The 21,947-nt window shown below is 65.9% G+C and carries 19 protein-coding genes; 14 read left to right on the forward strand and 5 right to left on the reverse strand.

The window, feature by feature from the left end:
* The first annotated feature begins 36 nt into the window (after nt 1-36).
* Nucleotides 37-2,322: a hypothetical protein gene (locus tag Q8L83_RS11140; protein ID WP_305286914.1), complete on the forward strand. Its 2,286-nt coding sequence runs from the start codon at nt 37-39 to the stop codon at nt 2,320-2,322.
* Nucleotides 2,319-3,539, forward strand: coding sequence for a glycosyltransferase family 4 protein (locus Q8L83_RS11145; RefSeq protein WP_305286916.1), 1,221 nt, complete (start codon nt 2,319-2,321; stop codon nt 3,537-3,539). The genes Q8L83_RS11140 and Q8L83_RS11145 overlap by 4 nt, the downstream gene beginning before the upstream one ends.
* 16 nt (nt 3,540-3,555) lie before the next feature.
* Here the strand turns inward: Q8L83_RS11145 and Q8L83_RS11150 are convergent, their stop codons facing one another.
* Both Q8L83_RS11150 and Q8L83_RS11155 read right to left on the reverse strand, forming a co-directional pair.
* Complete coding sequence (locus Q8L83_RS11150; protein ID WP_305286918.1) at nt 3,556-5,085, reverse strand: aldehyde dehydrogenase family protein; 1,530 nt, start codon at nt 5,083-5,085, stop codon at nt 3,556-3,558.
* 9 nt (nt 5,086-5,094) lie between these two features.
* A complete protein-coding gene (locus tag Q8L83_RS11155) occupies nt 5,095-6,195 on the reverse strand; it encodes a saccharopine dehydrogenase family protein (RefSeq protein WP_305286920.1) in 1,101 nt (366 codons plus the stop codon).
* Between the two features lie 130 nt (nt 6,196-6,325).
* Between Q8L83_RS11155 and Q8L83_RS11160 the strand changes: the two genes are divergently transcribed.
* From Q8L83_RS11160 to Q8L83_RS11205, 10 genes are all read left to right on the forward strand, one after another.
* Complete coding sequence (locus tag Q8L83_RS11160) at nt 6,326-6,751, forward strand: Lrp/AsnC family transcriptional regulator (protein WP_305286922.1); 426 nt, start codon at nt 6,326-6,328, stop codon at nt 6,749-6,751.
* A gap of 88 nt (nt 6,752-6,839) precedes the next feature.
* Complete coding sequence (locus Q8L83_RS11165; RefSeq protein WP_305286925.1) at nt 6,840-7,826, forward strand: SDR family oxidoreductase; 987 nt, start codon at nt 6,840-6,842, stop codon at nt 7,824-7,826.
* A 27-nt stretch (nt 7,827-7,853) separates the two neighbouring features.
* A complete protein-coding gene (locus Q8L83_RS11170; protein WP_305286927.1) occupies nt 7,854-8,966 on the forward strand; it encodes an AI-2E family transporter in 1,113 nt (370 codons plus the stop codon).
* A 151-nt stretch (nt 8,967-9,117) separates the two neighbouring features.
* Complete coding sequence (locus Q8L83_RS11175; protein ID WP_305286929.1) at nt 9,118-10,833, forward strand: hypothetical protein; 1,716 nt, start codon at nt 9,118-9,120, stop codon at nt 10,831-10,833.
* Complete coding sequence (locus Q8L83_RS11180; protein WP_305286931.1) at nt 10,830-11,420, forward strand: hypothetical protein; 591 nt, start codon at nt 10,830-10,832, stop codon at nt 11,418-11,420. The genes Q8L83_RS11175 and Q8L83_RS11180 overlap by 4 nt, the downstream gene beginning before the upstream one ends.
* A gap of 300 nt (nt 11,421-11,720) precedes the next feature.
* Nucleotides 11,721-12,698: a hypothetical protein gene (locus Q8L83_RS11185; protein ID WP_305286933.1), complete on the forward strand. Its 978-nt coding sequence runs from the start codon at nt 11,721-11,723 to the stop codon at nt 12,696-12,698.
* Nucleotides 12,695-13,498 (forward strand): hypothetical protein, encoded by an 804-nt coding sequence (locus Q8L83_RS11190; RefSeq protein WP_305286935.1) that lies wholly within the window; start codon nt 12,695-12,697, stop codon nt 13,496-13,498. Before Q8L83_RS11185 ends, Q8L83_RS11190 begins: the two co-directional genes overlap by 4 nt.
* 776 nt (nt 13,499-14,274) lie before the next feature.
* On the forward strand, nt 14,275-14,682 hold the full coding sequence (locus Q8L83_RS11195) for a hypothetical protein (RefSeq protein WP_305286937.1): 408 nt from the start codon (nt 14,275-14,277) through the stop codon (nt 14,680-14,682).
* A 354-nt stretch (nt 14,683-15,036) separates the two neighbouring features.
* A complete protein-coding gene (locus Q8L83_RS11200) occupies nt 15,037-15,909 on the forward strand; it encodes an abortive infection family protein (protein WP_305286939.1) in 873 nt (290 codons plus the stop codon).
* Nucleotides 15,910-16,709: 800 nt separating this feature from the next.
* The gene (locus tag Q8L83_RS11205) at nt 16,710-17,030 is read left to right on the forward strand and encodes a hypothetical protein (RefSeq protein ID WP_305286941.1); all 321 of its coding nucleotides are present in this window, start codon (nt 16,710-16,712) and stop codon (nt 17,028-17,030) included.
* 302 nt (nt 17,031-17,332) lie between these two features.
* On the opposite strand, the gene Q8L83_RS11210 is transcribed toward Q8L83_RS11205, so the two are convergent.
* Nucleotides 17,333-18,358, reverse strand: coding sequence for an HNH endonuclease (locus Q8L83_RS11210; protein ID WP_305286943.1), 1,026 nt, complete (start codon nt 18,356-18,358; stop codon nt 17,333-17,335).
* 80 nt (nt 18,359-18,438) lie between these two features.
* Between Q8L83_RS11210 and Q8L83_RS11215 the strand changes: the two genes are divergently transcribed.
* A complete protein-coding gene (locus tag Q8L83_RS11215) occupies nt 18,439-18,876 on the forward strand; it encodes a thermonuclease family protein (protein ID WP_305286945.1) in 438 nt (145 codons plus the stop codon).
* A 459-nt stretch (nt 18,877-19,335) separates the two neighbouring features.
* Here the strand turns inward: Q8L83_RS11215 and Q8L83_RS11220 are convergent, their stop codons facing one another.
* Nucleotides 19,336-19,875 (reverse strand): recombinase family protein, encoded by a 540-nt coding sequence (locus Q8L83_RS11220; RefSeq protein WP_305286947.1) that lies wholly within the window; start codon nt 19,873-19,875, stop codon nt 19,336-19,338.
* A gap of 218 nt (nt 19,876-20,093) precedes the next feature.
* On the opposite strand from Q8L83_RS11220, the gene Q8L83_RS11225 reads away from it, so the two are divergent.
* A complete protein-coding gene (locus Q8L83_RS11225) occupies nt 20,094-20,642 on the forward strand; it encodes a hypothetical protein (protein ID WP_305286949.1) in 549 nt (182 codons plus the stop codon).
* 23 nt (nt 20,643-20,665) lie between these two features.
* Here the strand turns inward: Q8L83_RS11225 and Q8L83_RS11230 are convergent.
* The coding region (locus tag Q8L83_RS11230; protein ID WP_305286951.1) for an IS66 family transposase at nt 20,666-21,947 on the reverse strand (1,282 nt) is incomplete at its 5' end.

Below are 21,947 nucleotides of genomic sequence, written 5' to 3' on the forward strand. Positions count from 1 at the left end.
GCGACCAGTCGGGCGCCAGCTGTCGGGAGCGGGCCCTTGGACGTCGTCTTCACCATCGTCTCGCGGAACTACGCCGCCCAGGCCGCGGTCCTCATGCGGAGCCTGGCGCAGGTCGAGCCCGACGCCGCCCGGGTGGTGATCGCCGCCGACGGCCCGATCCCGGCGCTGGAGCCGTTCGCCCGGGTGATCGAGGCGGCCGAGACCGGCGCGCCCATGGGACCGATGAGCGTCTATTACGACGCCCTGGAGCTCAACACCGCGATCAAGCCCCACGCCTTCAGACGGTTGATGGCCGAGCCGGGGGTGACCTCGGTGACCTATCTGGACCCGGACATCTTCGTCTACGCGCCCCTGGAGCGGGTGCGCGCGGGTCTTGCCGCCGCGCCCCTGGTGCTGATCCCGCACCTGACCCGACCCCTGGCCGGCGAGGCCAATCCCAACGACCACACCATCCTGACGTCGGGCGCCTTCAACCTGGGCTTCATGGCCGCCCGGCGGGCCGACGAGATCTTCGCCCTGCTGGACTGGTGGGCCGAGAAATGCCGGTTCGACTGCCGGGTGGACTTCGAGAACGGCCTCTTCACCGACCAGAAATGGATGGATCTGTCGCCGGGCCTGGTCAGCGACGTGGCCATTCTGCGCGATCCCGGCCTCGACCTCGCGTACTGGAATCTTGAGGGCCGCACCCTGTCCGATGGCGGCGGGACGTGGATGGTCAACGGCCAGCCCCTGGGCTTCTTCCACTTCTCGGGCTTCGATCCCCGCAGCCCCGACGTGCTGAGCAAGCATCAGGACCGACAGGTGGTCCCGCAGGGCTCGCCCCTGTCGCGCCTGCTGGAAGGCTACGCCAAGGCGCTGCTGGACAACGGCCACGACAAGGCCCGCCACCAAGCCTACGCCTATCAGGCCTTTCCCTCCGGCCGCCCGATCAGCGGCCCCATGCGCCGCCGCGCCCTGCGCGCCGCGCGCGAGGGTCAGAGGTTCGACGACGGCCTCACCGCGCCGGTCGAGGCCTGGCTGGATGCGCCCGACCCCCTGGCCGCCGTCGATGGTCTGCCCGACGTGACCCGGGAGATGGACCAGGTCTGGCGGGAGGACGCCTTCGCCGCCGCCCGGTTCGGCCGCGGAGACCTGGAAAGCCGTCTGGGCTTCCACGCCTGGTTCGCCGCCCAGCCGCACAGCGCCACCGCCTCCATCGCGGCGGGTCAGGCTCTGCTGGACGCCTGGCGGGCCGGCGCGCGGATCGCCGCCCCCTGGCCCCAGGAGGATCCGCCCTGGACCGGCGAATCTTCCCAGATCGCCGAATGGCTGACCGCCCCTGGCGATCGCCCCCTGCCCCGGGCCGCCGCCGCCCTGCTGGCCGCCCGGGCAGACCTGCGCCGACGGTTCGAAGGCGGGCCGCCGGAAGACCTGCTGGCCTGGCTGCTGGGACCGGAGGCGCAAGGCGGGCGCTTCGCCCCGGCCCTGCTGGACGGTCCGACCCAGCTCGATCTCAGCCAGGAGGTCCAGCCCCTGCTTTGCGCCGCCCGCTACGCCCGGGCGGCCCAGGGCGACCTGGCGGCCTTCCGGCTGCAGGCCTGCGCCGGCTATGGCCTGGCCGTGCGCGGCCGGTGGCCGCCCGTCCTGGCCCAGGCGGTCCGCGGCGATGGCGACCGGCTGGTGGGCAGCCTGTCGAGCCCCTTTCCCTTCCCCCGCATCCTGATGCTTGTCTGGGAAAGCCGCCCGGATCTGCAGCGGCTGTTTCCCCTGCATCGGCCGCTGGGTCGGGTCCGATATCTGCGCTGGCTGATCGGCGGCGGGTTCGCCGAGTACGACATCGATCCGGCGGGCCTGCCCGATGTCCTGACCCGCAGCCTGGTCTATCGCCTGGCGCGGCTGAGCGTGCGCAATGGCGCGCCGCTGCTGGTGCGCAACCGGCCCGCGCGGGTCGCCGCGGTGGTCGTCGCGCCGATGCGCACCCGCGACATGGAAGACTGGCCCAATGACGTGGTCATACTGGAGGCCGCGACGGGCCGGCTGCGCCGGGCCGACGGCGGGCCGATGGGCCCGGTCGAGGCCGATCTCGTCGTGTACGCCACCGGACCTGGTTTCGTCGCCGCCGACGCGGTGGCGCTTGTCGCCCAGGGGGTCACCTGGCGGCAGGCGGCCGCAGCCTGGACCACGACGGCCCTGGCCGAACTGGCCGACGACCATCCGGTCTGGGGTTTCATCGACGAGGTCTGGAGCGACCGCCCCGCCGTGGACGATCGGCCAAGGCCGGTGCGGACCCTGTCGTCCCAGACGCCCCTGCAGGCCCAGATCGCCGGACTGATCGGCCTGTGAGCCTGCTCGGCCCGGTGCGCAAGGCCTGGCGCGACCTGGCGCCAGAGCGCCTTCGCCGTATGGCCCAGCCGGTGCTGGCCCCGATGCTCGAGGCCCATGTCCGCGCCCAGGCGCGGAGGCCGCACGGGGCGGCGCGGCAGGACGGCGGACCGATCCGCATCGTCGGCCATCTGTCCGGCTCCCACGGTATCGCCGCCTCGGCCCGGCTGGCGGCCCGGGCCTTCGAAGCCCTCGGCGTTCCGGTCGAGCGGATCGACGCCACAGGCTCGGCCCTCACCTGGAGCCCGCAGGGGCCTGCGCCCACGCCGGCGGCGGCCTGGATCTTCCACCTCAATCCGCCGGAAATGCTGGCCGCCCTGGGACAGATGGGCCCCCGGCGGGTGATTGGGCCCCGCTTTGGCTATTGGGCCTGGGAACTGCCGAGCGCCCCGCCGCAGTGGCTAAAGGACGCCGCCATGGTCGATGAAGTCTGGGCGCCCAGCCGATTCGTCGCCGCAAGCCTGGCCGGCGCGCGGGCGCCGGTGCGGGTCGTGCCGCATCCGCTGTTCCTGGAAGACTATGAAGACGTGCGCCCCGCGCCGCGGCGGGCGGCGTTTCAGGCCGTCGCCCTGTTCGATTTCAATTCCTCCCAGGCCCGCAAGAACCCGCAAGGCGCCATCGCAGCCTTCGTCCAGGCCTTCGGCGATGACCCGACCGCGCAGTTGGTGATCAAGACCCAGAACGGCGGTCAGCATCCGGACGCGCTGGCCCGGCTCCGCGCCGGCGCGCCGGCCAATGTCGAGATCATCGATGCGGTCTGGCCCTATGCCGAAGTGCTGGCCCTGATCGCCGGCGCCGACGTGCTGATGTCGCTGCATCGATCGGAGGGCTTTGGCCTGACGCCCGCCGAGGCCCTGGCCCTGGGGACCCTGGTCCTGGCCACCGACTGGTCGGGCGTGACCGACTTCCTGGACGACGAGGTCGCCCTGATGGTCCCGGCCAGCCGCACCCCGGTCGAGGACCCCCAAGGGCTCTATGCCGGCCAGACCTGGGCCGAGCCGGACATCGGCTATGCCGCACAGGCCCTGGTCGGCCTGCGGGCAGACCCCGGGCGCCGGGCGGTGCTGGCCGCGGCGGGCCGCCGCCGGGTGGCCGAGCGCCTCTCGCCTCAGGCCTGGTTCACGACCCTGCCGGACACGGTGAAGGCGGCAGCCATGCGGGCGGCGCAGGGACGCTGAACCGCCGGCGCCGATCTCAGAAGTCGAAGCGGACGCCCTGGGCCAGGGGCAGGGTCGCCCCGTAGTTCACCGTATTGGTCGCCCGGCGCATATAGGCCTTCCAGGCGTCGGAGCCGGCCTCCCGGCCGCCGCCAGTCTCCTTCTCGCCGCCGAAGGCCCCGCCGATCTCTGCGCCCGAGGGGCCGATGTTCACATTGGCGATGCCGCAGTCCGAGCCTTCGGCCGAGATGAACCGCTCGGCTTCCCGCAGGTCCAGGGTGAAGATCGCCGAGGACAGACCCTGGGGCGCCGCATTCTGCGCGGCGATCGCCTGATCCAGCTCCCGATAGCGAATGACGTAGAGGATCGGGGCGAAGGTCTCCCGCAGCACGACCTCACTCTGCTCAGGCATCTCCACCAGGGCGGGGCGGACATAGACGCCGGGCGCCTCCACCCGCTGGCCCCCATGGACCAGGCCGCCCGCAGCCTTCGCCTCATCGAGCACCTGCCCCATGGCCGTGGCCGCCGCCTCGTCGATCAGCGGTCCCACCAGGACGCCCTCGGCCCGGGGATCGCCGACGGCGACCGACGCGTAGGCCGCCTTCAGGCGCGGCACGAAGGCGTCATAGACATCCTCGTGGACGAACAGACGGCGCAGGCTCGTGCACCTCTGCCCCGCGGTCCCCATGGCGGCGAAGGCCACGCCCCGCAGGGCCAGATCGAGATCGGCCGAGGGGGTGACGATGGCGGCGTTGTTGCCGCCCAGCTCCAGCAGGGGGCGGGCGAAACGCCCAGCCAGCCGCGGCCCGATGGCCCGGCCCATGGCGGTGGAGCCGGTGGCCGAGATCAGCGGCAGGCGCGGGTCGTCGGCCAGAACCTCGCCCACCTCGCGCCCGCCGATCAGGACCGAGGACAGGCCTGCCGGCGCATCGCCGAAACGGGCGGCGGCGCGTTCGAAGGCCGCCTGGACGGCCAGGGCCGTGAGCGGCGTCTTCTCCGAGGGCTTCCACACCACCGGGTCGCCACAGACGAGCGCGAGGGCTGCGTTCCACGACCAGACGGCGACAGGAAAGTTGAAGGCGGTGATCACCCCGATGGGTCCCAGGGGATGCCAGGTCTCCATCATCCGGTGGTCGGGTCGCTCGGTGGCGATGGTCAGGCCAAAGAGCTGCCGCGAAAGCCCCACGGCGTAGTCGCAGATGTCGATCATCTCCTGGACCTCGCCCTGGCCCTCGGAGACCACCTTGCCGGCCTCCAGCGTCACAAGGCGCGCCAGGTCGGTCTTAATCCTCCGCAGTTCCTCGCCTAGCAGGCGCACCAGTTCGCCCCGCCGCGGCGGGGGAACCTTGCGCCAGGCCAGCCAGGCCTCGTGTGCGCGGCCGATGGCCCCATCGACAGCCTGCAGGTCAGCGTCATGGACCCGAGCCACCACCTCGCCGGTGACGGGCGAGACGACCGCGCGCTCGCCGCCGGTCCACAGGTCAGGCGCCACACCCAGGCGCTGCAGGGTGGCGGCGACATCGGCGGCGGCGTCCGGGGTCGGGGCGGACTGGAGAGAGGGGGTCATAGGTGTCCTTCAGGCCGAGCGGAGGGCTTGGTCGTCGCTGGCGTACCAGCGGCCAAAACGGTTGGCGAGGAAGCGGTCGAGGGGAATGTCCTCCTGCCGCACAAAGCCGCTCTGGGGCAGATCGCCCTGGGCCAGCATGTCGGCCACCGCGCAGATGGAGGCCGCCGTGGTGATCTGGATGGCGCTCATCGGCAGCCCGTCGACGGGCTGGGCGTATATGCGATTCACATAGGTTTCCTGCATCAACGCTCCGGCCTTCAGCCCGCTGACCGTGACGAAGACGATCACCACGTCCTGCAGGGTGGCCGGCACCGCATGCTCCAGGATGTCCTTCAGCAGGTCGCGGCGGTCGCGCAGGGCCAGGTCGTGCAGCAGGGTGCGCATGATGGCGGCGTGGCCGGGATAGCGGATGGTTCGGTAGTTCAGGTTTCGCACCTGGCCCACCAGGGTGTCGCACAGGCTGCCCAGGCCGCCGGAGGTGTTGAACGCCTCATAGGCGACGCCGTCGAGGGCGAAGGCCTCCAGCCCCTCCAGGGGCGCAACCTCGCGCCGCTCGCCCAGGACGATGGCCTCGCAGGGCTCGCAATACTCGTTGATGACCCCGTCGGTGCTCCAGGTCAGGTTGTAGTTCAGGCCGCCCGTGGGATAGCGCGGCAGGGCGCCGACCCGCAGGCGCGCCTCATGGACCTCGTCGAACCGGCGCGCCAGATCCATGGCCACGATGCTGATGAAGCCCGGCGCCAATCCGCATTGGGGGATGAAGGCCCCGCGGGCGCCCTGCGCCAGGGCGCGCACCTGGCGGGTGGCGGCCACGTCCTCGGTCAGGTCGAGATAGTGGGCGCCGGCCGCCTTCACCGCCTGGGCGATGGGTACGGTGAGTTGATAGGGCGCGGCGCTGATCACGGCGAAGACGCCCTCCAGCCGCGCCGCCAGGGCCGCGGGATCGCGGACATCGACGCAGATTCGCTCCACGCCCTCGCCCACCTTCAGGGCCGCCAGTCGCGCCGCGTCCTGGTCGATGACGGCCACCTGATAGGCGCCCGAGGTTCGGAGCATGTCGACAATGGCCGAGCCGATCTTGCCCGCGCCGACGACGGCGATCTTCCGCATGCTGCCTGCATCCTGTGGCCGGAGGTGTGATAGGCCAGGGTCACCGGCGGGCTTGGCGGTATCAATTGCGATATCGGCGAAATCGCCCCATAATCTCGGCGATCTGCCATAGATTTCCGGCGTAATCACCATGGACGACCTGGACCAGCATCTGCTGGCGCGACTGCAGGAAAACGCCCGCGCGCCGGTCGCCGAGCTCGCCCGCAGCCTTGGCCTGTCCCGCACCACCGTGCAGAGCCGGATCGCCCGGCTGGAGCGCCAGGGCGTGATCGCCGGCTATGCGGTGCGCACCTCGCAGGCCCATGAGCAGGGACAGATCCACGCCTTCGTCATGCTGACCATCCAGCCCAAGGCGGCGGGCCTGGTGGCCACGGCCATGCGCAAGATGCCCGGGGTGCGGCGCCTGCAATCGGTGAGCGGCGCCTTCGACCTGATCGCCATGGTGTCGGCGGCCGACGTCGCGGCCATGGACGCCCTGATCGACGAGATCGGCGCGCTGGCCGGCGTCGAGCGGACCAATTCCTCCATTGTGTTGTCCACCAAGTTCGACCGCTAGATCCCGGCCTTGCCCGTCACCTGGAACGCTCCCCCTGGAACTCTCCGGCGCGCCTGCGGATTGGGGATCGGTCAGAAAGGGACTCGCCATGACCGACGACAAGCAGGACGCCTTCCGCCAGGACGCCGAGCGGACGGCGCAGGACGAACGCGCCATCCAGGCCCGCATCGACCGCCAGGACGCCGCGGCCTCAACCGAAGATGAGGCGCCCAAGGCCATGCAGGCCGGCACCCGGGCCTATCCCGCCCCGCCCCTGCCGCAGCAACACCTGAAGAAGCCTGGGCGCGAGGTCGATCTTGAGCTGAAGCCCATGTACGACGCGCCCTTCTACAGGGGCTCAGGCAAGCTGGAGGGCTGCGCGGCCCTGATCACCGGCGCCGACTCCGGCATCGGCCGGGCCGTGGCGGTGCTCTATGCCCGCGAAGGCTGCGACGTGGCCATCGCCTATCTCTCCGAGGATGAGGACGCAAAGGCCACCAAGGCCGCGGTGGAAAAGGAAGGCCGCAGGGCGATCCTGCTGCCTGGCGACGTCGCCGATCCGGACTATGCCCGCGATGCGGTGGCCAAGACCCTTGAGGCCTTTGGCCGCCTCGATGTCCTGGTGAACAACGCCGCCTTCCAGGAACACGCCGACGACTTGGAGCAGATCACCGACGCCCACTTCGACCGGACGATCAAGACCAACCTCTACGGCTATTTCTACATGGCCCGCGCCGCTGTGCCGCACATGAAGCCCGGCGCCGCCATCCTGATGACCGGCTCGGTGGTCGGCCTGCAGGGCTCGGGCGAGCTTCTGGACTACGGCATGACCAAGGGCGGCATCCACGCCTTCGCCCGCTCCCTGTCGGCCCAGCTCATCCCCAAGGGGATCCGCGTCAATGTCGTGGCGCCGGGCCCCGTCTGGACGCCCCTGAACCCGGCCGACCGACCAGATGTCAGCAAGTTCGGCTCTGGCGTCCCCATGGGCCGACCGGCGCAGCCGGAGGAGATCGCGCCAGCCTTCGTCTTCCTGGCGTCGCCCCAGATGTCGAGCTACATCACCGGTGAGATCCTGCCGATCATCGGCGGCTACTAGCTCTCAACTCGCACGGGAAGACCCGCCTTGGCCGAACCTGACCTGAGCCCGCCGGCCAAGACCCCCAAGGCGTCTTCCCTGTCTCCTGTTTTCGTGCGGCGGGTGCTGTTTCTGGTCGGCGTCGGCCTGATCCTGGTGGTCGCCTGGCAGCTCATCGACGTCATGCTGCTGGTGTTCGGCGCCATTCTGGTGGCCGTGCTGCTCCGGGCTCTGGGCGACCCGATCCACAAGCTGACGCCCCTGAACGAGGGGTTGTCGCTGCTGGCGGCCGGGCTGCTGATCGTCAGCCTGCTGTCGGCCGCCGGCTGGCTGTTCGGCGCCACGATCGCCGAGCAGGTGCAGGAATTGCTGGAAAGCCTGCCCCAATCGGCCGAGGAGCTTCAGGCCCGTCTGGCGGAACTGCCGCTGCCGGCCGACGTCATGGCGCAGTTCCAGACCTTCGACCTCGACTCCGCGCGCCAGGCGGCCGGCCCGATCCAGAGCATCCTCGGCCGGGTGGGCGGCTACGCCATGACCGTGGCCGGCGCCGTGACGAACCTGCTGGTGGTGATCTTCGCCGGCATCTATCTGGCCATCAGCCCGCGCTCCTCCCGCGACGGCCTGCTCAGCCTTGTGCCCTCGGGCCCTCGGGAGCCGATGCGTCACGCCATGAACGTGACCGGCGTGGCCCTGCGCCGATGGCTGCTGGGGCAGTTCGCCTCGATGGTCATTGTGGGCGTGCTGACCTGGATCGGCGTGTCCATCATTGGCCTGCCCTCGCCGGTGGCGCTCGGCCTGTTCGCCGCCCTCGCCGCCTTCGTCCCCATCGTCGGGCCTGTGGTCTCGGTCATTCCCGCGATCATGCTCGCCCTGCAGGACGGGCCGATGATGATCGTCTGGGCGATCCTCGTTTACATCATCGTTCAGCAGGTGGAGAGCAACCTCACCTATCCCCTGATCCAGAAGCGCGCCGTCGCCCTGCCCCCGGCGCTCACCCTGTTCGCGGTTTTGGGCTTTGGCGTGCTGTTTGGCCCGCTCGGCGTCATCTTCGCCGCCCCCCTGCTGGTGGTCCTCTTCGTGATGGTGAAGATCCTCTACATCCGCAACACCCTGGGCGACGACGCCGATGTCCCCGGCGAGAAGGCGCTGGAAGCGCAGTAGGCCACCGGCAGGAGCCCCCGACTGTCAGGCCTTGCCGTGGTCGCGCCTGGCGTGCGACGGGCATAGAGGCGCTGAGGGTCGCGCGCCGGCCCCTTGCACGGCTCCACCGTACGCGGAGGGTCCGTCCCATGGTCGGATATGAGGTTGTTTCGTGACGGGGTGGGGAAAGGCGCCGCGGCTTGCGGCGCAGCTCGGCTGGTGGAGCGTGCTCGGCCTCGGCGGCTTGGTGGCGCTGTTCTATGTGAACCGCCTGTTCCCGGAATTCCCGCTCTATGCCAGCGACGAGGGCGCCTATCTCATCCGGGCGCTGTTCGCCGACCAGATCGCCCTCTATCCGGAGCTGCACCGCCACCTGCAGCCGGTCGGCAACTCGGCCTATCTGCTGGTCATTCGGGCCGTCGATGAGCTGACCCTGAATGTGCTGCCCTGGCTGCGCCTGATGGGCGCGGCCGCCTATTTCGGGGGGCTGCTTCTGCTCCTGCGGGCCGTCGGCGCGAGATTGCCCCGCCCCCAGCTGTGGGGGCTGGCGGCGGTGGCGCTCCTCTTTCCCTATTACCGCTTCGTCTTCTCGGCCATGCCGGAGGGCCTCTATGTGGGTCTGCTCTGCGCGATCATCGCGATCACGGCCTGGCTCTATCAGCGGCGGCCCTATGCGCACGCCCTCGCGCTCGGCGCGCTTGGCGCCACCCTGGTCCTGATCAAGCCCCATGGGCTCATCGTCCCCCTGGCCTTCGCCCTGCTGGTCGGAGCCGAAGCCCTGCTTTCACCGCCCGCACGGCGCGTCATGGGTCAGCGGCTGATCCTCTTCGCCATCGCCTTCCTGGCGACCGGCGCGGCCATCGACCTCGCCGCCCGGGGGCCGGAGGCCGATCCCCTGCTGTTCTTCCTCGGCGGGGCCTATTCCGAACACCTGGGCCTGGAGCCGCCGGGTGACGGCCTCTGGCTGGCGGCCCTCGGCGTGGCGTCGATGTCCGCCGTGCTCGCCCTCTTCGCAGGCCCGCCCCTGTTGGCCGGCCTGTGGTCGCTGGCTGCAGGCGCGCGCAGAATCCTGCGGGAGGGCGGCGCCTTGCGGCGGGAGGATCTCGTCTTCCTCTTCACCCTGATCCTGGCCCTGGGGACGGTGGCGATGGTGGCTGTCTTCACGTTCAAGATCGCGGCGGTCGAAGGCGAGCGATACCGCCTGTGGGGCCGATACTTCGAGTTCTTCGTCCCCATCCTCTGGCTCGCCGCCGCGCCGCACCTGCAGCCCTGGCGGCAATCCTATCGGCATGCGGCCCGCGCCGCCGCAGCCCTGGCCCTGCTGGGCGCCCTGGGGCTCGCCGCCGCCTTCTGGCTAGGAATCATGCTCTTTCCCTGGGACGGCACGGCGGTCACGGCCTTCTTCGCCCCCGATCCCGAGCGCTGGGGCTTCGCCCCGCAGACGCCGTTCCGCTGGCTCGCCTTCATCGCCACGGCAGGCCTGGTGGTGGCTGCGGCGACCCGACGGGATCTCTACAGGTCCTGGGCGACCTATTTCGTCGTGCTCGGCGTGCTCTCGACCCTGTTCGACGACGTGTGGGTCGGCGAGATCGCCCAGCAGCGCAGCGACATCGAACGCGAGCTTCATGTGGCCCAGGGCCTGATCACCGCGACGCCCGGCCCCTCCGTCGCCCTGGTCCCCAATCTGAACAGCGCCCACCTGGCCTATATGCGGCTGGGCGGCGGCGTTCGGGTCCAGCTCGTCGCGCCAGGGTCGGCGGCCGCGGAGGCCGAGGGCTATGACTGGGCCATCGTCATGAGCGGCGAAGCCCTGGCCGCGCCGTGGACGCCGCGATTCGATGGTCGCGAAGTCGATGTCTTCCAGCACGAGGATGGCCCGCCGCCATGAGACTGTTCCTCGCCGCCGTGATCCTGCTGGCGTTCGTGACCGGGTGCGACAAGCCGAACGTCGAACGGGTCTCCGTATTGGAGCCGCCGCAGATCCGTTGGGACCAGGAGACCCGGCAGTTCCGCTCGGGCCCTCACCCCCTGCAGATCGTCGCCGCCTGGCGGTTCGAGAATGCGACCCACGGCGTCTCAGCCGTGAACGCGAGCCTGACGCCGACGCCGGACGGGCTGAGGGTCGTGGCCACCGCCAACGACGCCGGCATCCGCACGCCCGCAGGCCTCAGGCTGAACGGCCGATACGCCGACCTCGTCCTGGTTCGCCTCACCCGCCTGGCCGAGGCGCCGAGTTGGGATGGGTCGCTCTACTACGCCACCGACGGCCAGGGAGAATCAGCCGAGCGACGGGCCGCGCCGCAGCCGGCGTCGTCGCCGCCCATCGGCGTGCCGACCCTGCTGATCTATGACATGAAGCAACCGTCCGTCGGCCGCGCCTGGCGCCGATCCCAGATCGATCAGATCCGCCTCGACCTCGACAACGAGGCCGGCGGCGCCGTCCTGATCCACGAAATCGCCATCGTCCGCAGGTAGGCCACACGCTTGAGCACGGCCGTCGCCTAGCCCCGTCGACCCTGGCAGATCGTCTGTATTTCCTGGAGAAATGGCGCGCCCGGAACGACTCGATCACCAACGATGATCCACCCCCGCAGGAGCCGTGCGCCATAAGAACTTCTATGATTTTCAGCGGCTTCCGGTGTTGCGCGGTGAAATTGGCGATGTAAATCGTGGTGAGAATTCGCGGCGTGTGTGGGTGCGATGGGACGGAAACGCAAAGCTGGCAACGAACGGCTCGGGCAATATGTTCAGCTGAAGTCAGGAGGGCTTCTCGAGTTGCGATTTCCGCTCCCAGTGGAGGTTCGACACGCCTTTCTGAACGCCCAGGGAGAGCCGAAATCGCAGATCATCGAGTCGCTCGGCACGACCGACATAAGGATCGCCAACGAGAAGGCAGACCGCCGTCGGACAGAGATCAGAGAGGACATACGTCGAGTGCGAGAGGCCCGTGCCTCTGGCACGTTGGGTGACTTTCTACGGTGGCTCCACGAATACGAGATGGCGGCGTTCCAACGGGAGCAAGACGCCGCTGCAGCTGAAAGGAGACGTGAGCGCTTCAGACAAGCCGATCAGGGGGCAGCGATTGGTGCCCTTCGGACTAATACCCGGATGAAATATGGCGCGGCGCTCACCTCCGACGACCCGGATGAGCGGCTCGCCGTTGCCGCGTGGGCTGCCGACAAATACTTCGAACAAAAGGGCGTCAACGCGAACCGTAGCTCAGCTGAATACCGAGCAGTTGCGGAGGAGTGCGCTCGCATTCTGGCCGACGCGGTTATAGCACAAGATGACATTCTTCAGGGCCGGCCCGCGCGGCTGCCTATCTCTTCAAACATCGCAGGGGTGGCCTCGACGGACCTGTCTAGCGCCCTCACTGACCGCGGAAAATTGAAGCTGTCTGCGTATTTCGCCGAAGTCTACGCCCCGTCCGAAGGACGAGATAGCTCCAGCCCAAAAGGGGAGCGCAATATTGGTGGGAAGCGCCAATCCGTTCGGCTGTTTGTAGATTTGGTTGGCGACAAGCCAGTCTGCGCCATCACGAAAGGCGACCTATATGAGCTTCTCGATAAACTTCAGGATTACCCCGACAGTCGTCGCCTAACAGGCGAGCTAAAACGTCTATCCGCACTTGGCATCCTCGGGAAGATGCGCTCTGGCGAGCTAGAGCTACCTCGCATGAGCCCCAAGACGCCAACAAACATTTGTCGAACCTTTCTGCGGTCCTTCAGTTTGCTGAACAGCGTCGTGACGTGAACAAAGTCGACTCCAGGGGCGTCAAGGCCCGCATCGACGGGGGGGAGCTTGGCGCAGGAAGGTCGTTCACGACAGCAGAACTCAACCGTATTTTTGCCCTTCCGCTCTTCGCCGGTTGCGCTGGAGATCAGATTGAAGGCGGGCTCTTCAAGCCCGGCTCGGTGAAGATCAGGGACGATCGGTTCTGGATACCACTTGCACTCCTGTTTACGGGGGCGAGATCATCCGAGATCGTCGGCATCCTTTCCAACGAAGTGGTGCTTGACCACGAGGTGCCCCACTTCCTCATCCAGCCCAACGCAGTCCGCTTACGCCTAAAGAACGTCCATTCTAGGCGTATGGTCCCGATCCACGCACGACTGATTGAATTGGGCTTCTTAGACTTTGCTAAAGCAAGGGTAGCCAATGGCGACGATCGCCTGTTCCCCATGGCAGAGCAGACCCAATATCGGGAGGGTGCCACTGGTATAGCGGTGAGACGATCACTCGCTTCTAGTCTAATCATGCGCCAGTTTAATCGGACCGTCCTAACTCACGCTGACGCACGGGCAGACGGCGGCTCTATCAAGTGCTTCCGCAACACATTCGAACAAGAGGCAGCGTCGAAGATATCCTCCGATGAGGTCAGACAACGGTTGACCGGGCGCAAAGTCGTTAGCACTTCCCGAATTTATACAGAAAATATTCCATACGACCCCGTTAAGAGGGCTTCTCAGCTACTTATGCTGAAGAGTGAAATTGATAAGATCACTTATGACCACGTAAATCTAGATCATCTGCCCATAAGAACCGAAGTCTAAACTAGGACGCGCGATGCGTATCCCGGTCCGTTGTGTCGGCAGGACCCCAGGGGGCAGGCTCCCTTATAGGGCGCATGAATTCGCCGATATCGGCTTTTATCGGTCACTTTTCGTCCTTTATTCATGCGCAGAAATTTTTGGTTGATGCTCGATAAGACGGGCTATCTCCGCGTGGAGCTAGGCGCTGGCGGAGTGTAAGTTGATCATCGGGTAGCTGCGACAGGCCTGATCCAGCCCCACACGAGTGACTTCCTTCGTGCTTTCTACGTTGGGGTGCTTACCCCTCATATTCGGCCCCCTCTTGAGCATTGGCCCAGGACCGCCGAGACTTCTTTGTTCAGTTCAGCGGCGTTACAACAAATGCAAGGCTCAGCTTGGTGGAACTTGGTCCGCCGGCCAAGTCCGGCGAATTTTGCACCGATCTGAAGTTATCGGCGTGACTTAGCCGCGCTCCGCCGCTAAAATTTTGGCAATTGTGGAGTTCTTCACCCGACGTCTCGTCGTCGGCCAACCGGCTTGCCGGCCCTCCACAGCCACATGAAGCCCACACCCATCATGACAAAAGGACTTCCCCATGCGACCGCTTGCGCATGACGCTCGCGGCCAAGATTACTGCGACGCGCGCTAGCCTCGCAGCCAGCCGATGCTCTCTCCCAGCCGCTCTCATTGAAGGTTACGCGGACTTCTGGGTGGAGAATGGCGCAACGCACGAGCTGACAGTCTCACTCGGCGTTCATCCCACCAGGTTCGACCCAGAGACCGAATTCCTACCTCAGATGCGCCGGATCGCCCGCGAGATCACACGTCGCGTGCGCGGGGTTCCGAAGCGTCAGATGCTTTGGCTTGCTCCTCAGGATGCCGTCTGGATGGCGGGGTTCTATGAGCCGACGATGGGGGACGGATGCCTTTTCCCGCACTGGCATGGCGTTATCGCCCTTCGCGAGGGAGAGGAGTCGATCCTCCGGTCGCTTCTGGTCGAGTGCGTAGGCGAGGACAAGACGCAGGGCTCAGTGGGCCCTTTCGAGACTCCTCGGCCCGTCATCACGACGCCTAAGGCAAAGCCGACCTTCCATCTGACCTCGCTAGAGACGCCAGAGCGCTACGTCGCCTATGCCAACAAGACGGTCCGTGGACGCGATCCGACCCATTGGACCACCGCCGACTTCCTGCCCCAGCAAGACTGACCAACCCGAAACGTTATTCGCCAACAGCCCAACAGCCCAACAGCCCAACAGCACGAAGCAAATACGCCAGGCCGCAGATCAAGCGCGGCCTGGCCAATCCTCCTGAATAGCCGAACCGCCTCCTCTGCGAGGGATAGGTGGCCAGGGGGTCGCGGTGGTGGATTGGCCATAGCCGTGAACTACAGCCTGGAGCCTCCGACTAGGCGACAGCCTGTGCCGCTACAGCGCGGCTTCAAGCTCAGCAGCAGCATGTCGCGCCCGCAGAACGCGGGTGTCGGTCTACGACCGGGGGTCGCCCTCCCAACAAGGCGGGAATGGCGGATCGGGAGCGCGCCCCGACCGCCAGTTCTCATCATGCCTGAAGACGAGGGCGACGAGTCGAGACGCAAGGCGCTGGTTAGTCATCCATCCACTGCTAACATTCCCACCAGCCTCGCTTCCGGAGATGATGGCGCCGTGTTCGTCCCGTTCCCCAACAACCTGCCAGATGGCCCCGCAGAACGGGCTCTCGTTCTTCAGGATACCCTGATCAGTCGCTCTACAGGGGGCGCCTTCAATCCAGGGGTCTACAACCTCCTCCGCAAGGAGTTCATCGCTGATCCCGAGGCTGCGCCGCTACTCCCCCGCTACGTCAGGAGATGCAGGGACCTGAATGCGTTTTGGTCAGAAGCGAAGGCAATGTCTGACACCTATGAAGGCCGCCGCGCTCAGATTAGAGCCGACTTCCAGCCCCTGCTAGATCACTTGGAAGGTGCGGGACGCGCACCACTTGACGATGCGATTACGGACGCGCTTGCCGCCTTCAATGCCGAAGGCGTGTCGGTAGTCTGGCGTAAAGCGCTTGAGCGACGTGAGAGGGACCCGGAGGGGGCGATAACGGCCGCAAGAACGCTGCTAGAAACCGTCTGCAAGCACGTCCTGGATGAAGCTGGAGAAGTCTATGACGATGGAGCCGATCTACCCAGCCTTTACAAGCAGGCGGCGAAGCTCCTGAACCTTGCCCCCTCTGCCCACACGGAAGAGGTCTTTCGCCAGATACTCGGCGGCTGCACGTCGGTGGTAGCGGGGCTAGGGGCGGTTCGAAACAAAATCAGCGATGCCCACGGTCGTGGAGCAGCTGGGGTCCGCCCTGTCGCGCGGCACGCGCAACTCGCGGTCAACCTTGCGGGGGCCATGGCCACCTTTATCGTCGAGACTTGGCAGGCTCGCAATCAGCTGTCTGGCTGAGGCCATCTCGACCCGGCGGGCCACCTTGGCAAACCCGCTGGCGCCTCGCGACCCCTCTTAAGGCGAGGCGCTAGGCCTCGCAGTGAGGACTCGCTTCCCAGTCGGATGTTCTTTATATGTTCCGCCCCGTGTCCGAGGGCAGAATGGGCAGCAGAAATCCCGACCGCGTTCCAATCTCCTACCGTCGTCGGAAGTGCGAGACGGTCGGCGACATGATCCACCAAGGGTGGGACGTTCATTCCCGCTGCATGACCTGCGGAACGCTCTTCCGAGTCAATCTCCGGATCATAGCTAAGTTGAAGGGGGCGGGGTTCAGCATCTGGAACCGCAAAGACCGCTGCCGACGGTTGGGTTGCGTCGGTCACGTCGAGTTCCATGGACGCGCTCCGGATATGTCCTGGCATGAGGTGCTAAGCACGCCATAGCACTAGGGCCGATGGCCCCCGCCGACGCCCATTTCCCGGACTCTCAGGAGTCCGCAGGGCCGCCCCAGCAACCTCTCCGCTTGTTGGGTAGCGCAACAGCCTCATGAGCGCTCCAGCACGCTCCTGGCGGCTCGGCCGTGCCCCGACCAATTCCCACATTGTTCCGAGGGCGTGAGGCGGAAGAGGTGTGCACACAAAGTATTGCAGCAATACAACTCGGCATCATCTCATTTCGATAAATAGTCAACAATGACTATATAATATCCCAGTAGACTCCAACCTCAATAAGGTGCATTATGACATCGCTCTGTTAAGCAATACCCGAATTAACTCGGGCCGGCCTTCGGGTCGGCCCATTTTTTTGAGGTTGTGGATATGCAGCGATACCACATCGTGCGTTGGATAGACCAAATTCCGTTCGCCCATGAACGGTCTGTTCAAAACGACGACCAAGCGATTGGCTGCGCGACCGAAACAGGCCTCCGCCACCTCGAGCAGTGGGGTGAAAGCGCCGCAGGCATGGCGCCCCATATCCACGTCTACAAATCCGAAGAGGGCGCACGTGTTGTGCGCTTTTCGGTAGAGACCTTTGTCGCCTCGCTCCTTCCTCTCAGGAAGGATGGAGAACTTGGCTACGCGCTGAATTACCCAGCGGCTCAAGGCCGCCAGCCGAACAAGCGCGACCTTGAGATATGAGTTCAGAGGATGGACCGGCCGCCCAGGTGACGCAACGGCATCTTGGCGAGCTGGATCGAGAGCTACGCGAACTCGGGATTGTGAACCTGCGGCTGGACGCCCGTCTGGCAGAGCAGCGTGTCCGACTGGCGCCATGGTGGGCGGCAACTGGCGGCGCTGGCCTTCTAGCGGCTATCGTTTGGGCGGGGACGATCCTGGCTCGGGTGAGTGGCTCTTAGTTCTGACTGCCCTCACCTGGCTCTCGGCGCGTTTCAACAGGGAGATGGATGTGCGGGCTGCGACCGGCGCCCAAGCGGTTCGAACTATGGGGCATCCGCATCTTCGATAAGCTGCCGCAACTCCTCCACCCCCAACCAGGGCCGTGAGGAGTGGATCATCCGGTGGCAGTTCGGGCAGACCAGAGCGAGGTCCTCTAGCTTCGTCTTTCCTTCTTCCGGAAGGGTATGGACGGGCTTCGTATGGTGAGCCTCGATGAAGCCCTTTCCTCTGGCTCCATACGTCTTCTCGAAATCGAACCCGCAGACTTCGCATTCGAGTTTGCCGATCTCCTTCAGAGCTTTCGCCTTCCGGTTCTCGACAAGCTTCCTGTTCCGCTCCTTGTAGCGATGAAGCCGGGTGAGGATTTTTCCTTCCGGGGCTTCGACCAGGTCCTCATCGAACGCGATCTGGAGATCCTCGATCTCGACGGGAAGAGTGACCTGCTGGCGGATCGCCTTCGCTACCGCGGTCAACCGTTCCGGATCATCCGCGAAGAGGTCCCAGACGACCTGTTCATCCTTATTTCCGCGGACTAGGCCGACCCCTCCGGATGCGGCGACTTCCGGGTCCAGCCTCCGGAAGTTCATCATCTTCATGTAGACGCCGTTTGGGTTTCGGAAGGTCTCTGCGTCACCGCCCCCGGTTCGCTTCGCCAGATCGTTGAGGGTCGCCGAGAGTTCGGCGATGGGCTTGGACGTCTGGGAGGGCATGTGCTCCCGGTGTCGCATGTAGAAGTCCAGCGCCAGGATCAGTTCGTCCCGGGTCCAGGACGGGTTCCGAGGAGCGTCTTCGGTGAGCTTCACAACATCAAATCCGAGCGCAGTGAGGGCCGCTGAGACCGTCTTCTCACCTCCAGTGAAGTCCGCAGACTTGAGGGAGTCTCGCCCCTCAAGACGCCCATGAGCTGCCCCAGCGATGGCCTTGGAGTCATACCGGACACCATCCCGCACAACGAAATAGGAGCGCGCTGGTCCAAAGCCGTAGCGCTTTAGGAACGCGTCTCTTCCCAGGGCGTCGAATTCATCAAGGGCGGCTGTGACAGCAGCCTGTGTGAGGTCCTTGAGTCCCATGATCCCCCCGGAAAACTCTCGCTACCGTAGCGGGCGCTAGGGCGAGCCACTACGATCACCCTCAGGTGCATGGAGGTAAAGTGCGACTCCGGACGAAGGTGACCATTCGGACACTGGTCATTGCTGGTCTGGCGGGACTTGCGACGCCGGCGCTGGCGGACCCCTGTAAGGCGATCCCGGACCGTGGGCCGCTCCCTGCCTACCTCGCCCGTGGCTCAATTTTCTCCGGACCGGTGGTTTACATCGGGGACGGCGACAGCCTCTGTGTCGCCGTTGGCTCCGGTCCGGAGAACTGGGTTGAGGTCCGGGTGGCCGACTTCTACGCCCCCGAATTGAACACCCCAAAGGGCAAGCGAGCGAAAGCGACGCTTGAGCGGCTGGTGAAGGGGGAGCGAGCCGTCTGCCGCGCCGAGAAGCGTAGCTATGACCGGATGGTCGCCCGTTGCGAGGTCGGCGGGCGATCCATCGGAGAGCTGATGCGGCACGCCGGCGTGGAGAGCGGGGGCCGTGGAAGGTAGAATGCGCCGGCGGTCGGGGTCGCGGTCGGATGCCTGAACGGGCTATGGTGCCTTGGCTATCGCGCATATCAATGACAGGCTTCTCCACACAATCCGGAGGCCGCCATGAAAGCACTCTTCGCGCTGTGTCTCGTATGGCTCCTGACCACGCTCGCCGCCCCTGCTTTTGCTCAACAGCAATGCCCTATCGGCTCCTACCCATGGGTGGACTCATGGGGCAACCAAACCTGCAAGCGCCATGGGGATGGGAGCACAGCGACAACCCAGGCCCCTCGCGGAATGACATGCCCAACGGGCTCGTTTCCATGGGTGGACAGCTGGGGGAACAAGATTTGCCGCACTCACGACACCCCCAGCAAACCGCGCACCGACTATTACGACACCAGCAAGGGCTGTCCGGTCGGGACCTATCAAACGGTGGATAGCTGGGGCAACAACGTCTGTAAGAAGTTCTGACGGTTAGCCAAGCGCCCGATAGACGCTCGCTCGCCCGATCCCCAGTCTCTTCGCGATAGCGGACGCCCCGAGGCCCTCAGCCTTCAAAGCCACAATCTGCTCCGGATCGACTGACTTTGGCCGACCACGATAGCGGCCAGCAGCCTTCGCCTTCGCGATCCCGTCTGCCTGGCGCTCCTTCCGGATTTCAGTCTCGAACTCGGCGAAGGCTCCCAGCAGGTTCAGCATCAACCGCCCCTCAGAGGAAGTGGTGTCGATATGTTGCTGGAGACAGCGGAAGCCGACTTCCTTGTCGGTGAGCACGTCCACGATCCGGCGCAGGTCTACCAAGCTACGGGCAAGTCGGTCCAAGCGCGTGACCAGGAGAACATCGCCCTTCCGGACATATCGCAGGGCCGCTTCGAGCTGCTCGCGCCCTTCAGTGGTGGCGCCACTCCGCTTCTCTTCGAAAATCTGCTCGGCTCCAGCGGCGAGTAGCTGCTCGCGCTGAACGTCGAGGGACTGACCCGCGCTGGAGACCCGCGCATAACCGACAATGCTCATCTAACTGTCTCATTAGGTTCTAGACCTCCAGACAGTAGCGTCTCGAAATTGGTTTGTCGGGTCATTTGAGACAGGAAATGCGTCTCGCAGCAGGTGTCTCGTCGGGTATAAGCATCTGAGACATGAATACGACTGCATGACACAATGGGCGAGCTCGACGATATTCAGGAAATAACGGCCCGCTCAGGCGCCGAATGCAGAGTTGGAATGCTCAGACGATGAGAAACACCGCCCTACGATCAAGTCAGCCCCTTGTGCTTGGATTGGTAGGCGCAACCGGATCAGGCAAGACCACGATTGCTCGACTTCTCACCCAGCAGCACGGCTTCGTGAATTTCCATATGGGCCGACCTCTGAAGGACATGCTGCTAGCACTTGGTCTTTCTGAAGAGGATGTCGCCGGCACCCCCGAGCAGCGCGCCAAGCCGCAAGAATTGCTCGGCGGAAAATCCGCTCGGCAGGCGTTAACAAGTCTGGGAACCGACTGGGGTCGCAACATGGTCACGCCAGACATATGGGCGAACGCCGTGAGGCAACGGTTAAGGAGGCACTTCTCCGACGCAGCCTCACCTCCGCCCGTCGTCATCGACGATCTGCGCTTTCCGAATGACTGGAAGGTCGTTCGAGAGTTCGGCGGCGTCATACTCCGAGTTAGACGTTCGGATGTCGAGCGACACCGCACAGCACTGGAAAAGGCGCTATATCGCATTGGTCTGGGCTCATACGCAGCTGAGCGGTACGCATCCGGTGAGGACCGCGGCGGCTAGGCTGTGAAACGCCGGGAAGTGGCTTAGGCGGCAAGCGCCGTGGGCGTCCAGTTCCAGGGCAACAACTCGTTGAGACGACTGGCCGGCAGGTCGTTGATGCGCGCGAGGACATCGGCGAGCCAGGCCTGAGGGTCGACGCCGTTGAGCTTGGCGGTTGCGATGAGGCTGTACATGGCCGCCGCACGCTGACCGCCACGATCGGAGCCGGCGAACAGCCAGGACTTGCGGCCAAGGGCGATGCCTCTGAGGGCCCGCTCGGCGGCGTTGTTGGAGAGACAGACGCGGCCGTCATCCAGGAAGCGGATGAAGGAGGGCCAGCGTCGCTTGAGGTAGTTGATCGCCTTGATGATGTGGTGGCTGCTGGTGAGCTGCTGGCGGGTCTCGGCCATCCAGGCTTCGAGCTCGGCGAGGATCGGCGCGCTCTGCTCACGGCGGACGACCAGGCGAGCTTCGGGGCTTGCGCCGTTGATCTGCCGCTCGACGGCGAAGAGGGCGTCGATCAGGCGCACCGCGTCCAGAGCCTTGGGATAGACGGCCTTGGGCTTCTCGCCGCGGGCCTTCTGGCGCTCGGCGGTCTCGATGTCGGCCAGCTCGAAGAACTTGCGGCGGGCGTGCGCCCAGCACCCGGCCTCCACGATGAGACCTGGAGATCGGCCTGGCTTGTAGAGCTCGGTGTAGCCGCCAAAGGCGTCGGCCTGGAGGATCCCGCTCCATGTCTGCAGGTGGCCTTGCGGATGCACGCCCTTGCGATCGCGGGAGTAGTAGAAGATCGCCGCGGGCGGACCTGCGCCGCTGAAGGGGGCGTCGTCTCGCACATAGGTCCACAATCGGCCCACATCGGTCTGGCCCTTGGCCAGGACCGGAACGGTCGTGTCGTCGCCGTGCAGGCGCTCGGCGGCCAGGACATGGGCCTCAATGCGCTCGACCAGCGGCGCCAGGACCGTGGCCACGCCGCCGACCTGGTCGGCCAGGGTCGAGAGGCTGAGCGGCACGCCCTCGCGGGCGTAGCGCTCGGCCTGGCGATTAAGCGGCTGATGCTGCCCAAACTTCTCGAAGACGATCATGGCCAGCAGGCTGGGGCCGGCCCAGCCGCGGGGTAGGACATGGAAGGGGGCTGGAGCCTGGGCGATGGTCTCGCAGTCTCGGCAGGAGACCTTCTCGCGGACGGTCTGGATCACCTTCCACTGGCGGGGGATCACCTCCAGCGTCTCGGTGACGTCCTCGCCGAGCTTGGTCAGGCGCGCGCCACCGCAGCAGGCGCAGGTCTTGGGGGCCTCGATCACGACGCGCTCGCGCGGCAGATGC

The organism is Phenylobacterium sp. (genome assembly GCF_030680185.1).
Lineage (GTDB): Bacteria > Pseudomonadota > Alphaproteobacteria > Caulobacterales > Caulobacteraceae > Phenylobacterium.

Excerpts from the sequence above, each read along its gene's own strand:
- Q8L83_RS11150 (WP_305286918.1), bottom strand. The coding sequence starts at position 5,085 with ATGACCCCCTCTCTCCAGTCCGCCCCGACCCCGGACGCCGCCGCCGAT.
- Q8L83_RS11155 (WP_305286920.1), bottom strand. The coding sequence starts at position 6,195 with ATGCGGAAGATCGCCGTCGTCGGCGCGGGCAAGATCGGCTCGGCCATT.
- Q8L83_RS11160 (WP_305286922.1), top strand. The coding sequence starts at position 6,326 with ATGGACGACCTGGACCAGCATCTGCTGGCGCGACTGCAGGAAAACGCC.
- Q8L83_RS11165 (WP_305286925.1), top strand. The coding sequence starts at position 6,840 with ATGACCGACGACAAGCAGGACGCCTTCCGCCAGGACGCCGAGCGGACG.
- Q8L83_RS11180 (WP_305286931.1), top strand. The coding sequence starts at position 10,830 with ATGAGACTGTTCCTCGCCGCCGTGATCCTGCTGGCGTTCGTGACCGGG.
- Q8L83_RS11195 (WP_305286937.1), top strand. The coding sequence starts at position 14,275 with ATGCGCCGGATCGCCCGCGAGATCACACGTCGCGTGCGCGGGGTTCCG.
- Q8L83_RS11200 (WP_305286939.1), top strand. The coding sequence starts at position 15,037 with ATGCCTGAAGACGAGGGCGACGAGTCGAGACGCAAGGCGCTGGTTAGT.
- Q8L83_RS11205 (WP_305286941.1), top strand. The coding sequence starts at position 16,710 with ATGCAGCGATACCACATCGTGCGTTGGATAGACCAAATTCCGTTCGCC.
- Q8L83_RS11210 (WP_305286943.1), bottom strand. The coding sequence starts at position 18,358 with ATGGGACTCAAGGACCTCACACAGGCTGCTGTCACAGCCGCCCTTGAT.
- Q8L83_RS11220 (WP_305286947.1), bottom strand. The coding sequence starts at position 19,875 with ATGAGCATTGTCGGTTATGCGCGGGTCTCCAGCGCGGGTCAGTCCCTC.
- Q8L83_RS11225 (WP_305286949.1), top strand. The coding sequence starts at position 20,094 with ATGAGAAACACCGCCCTACGATCAAGTCAGCCCCTTGTGCTTGGATTG.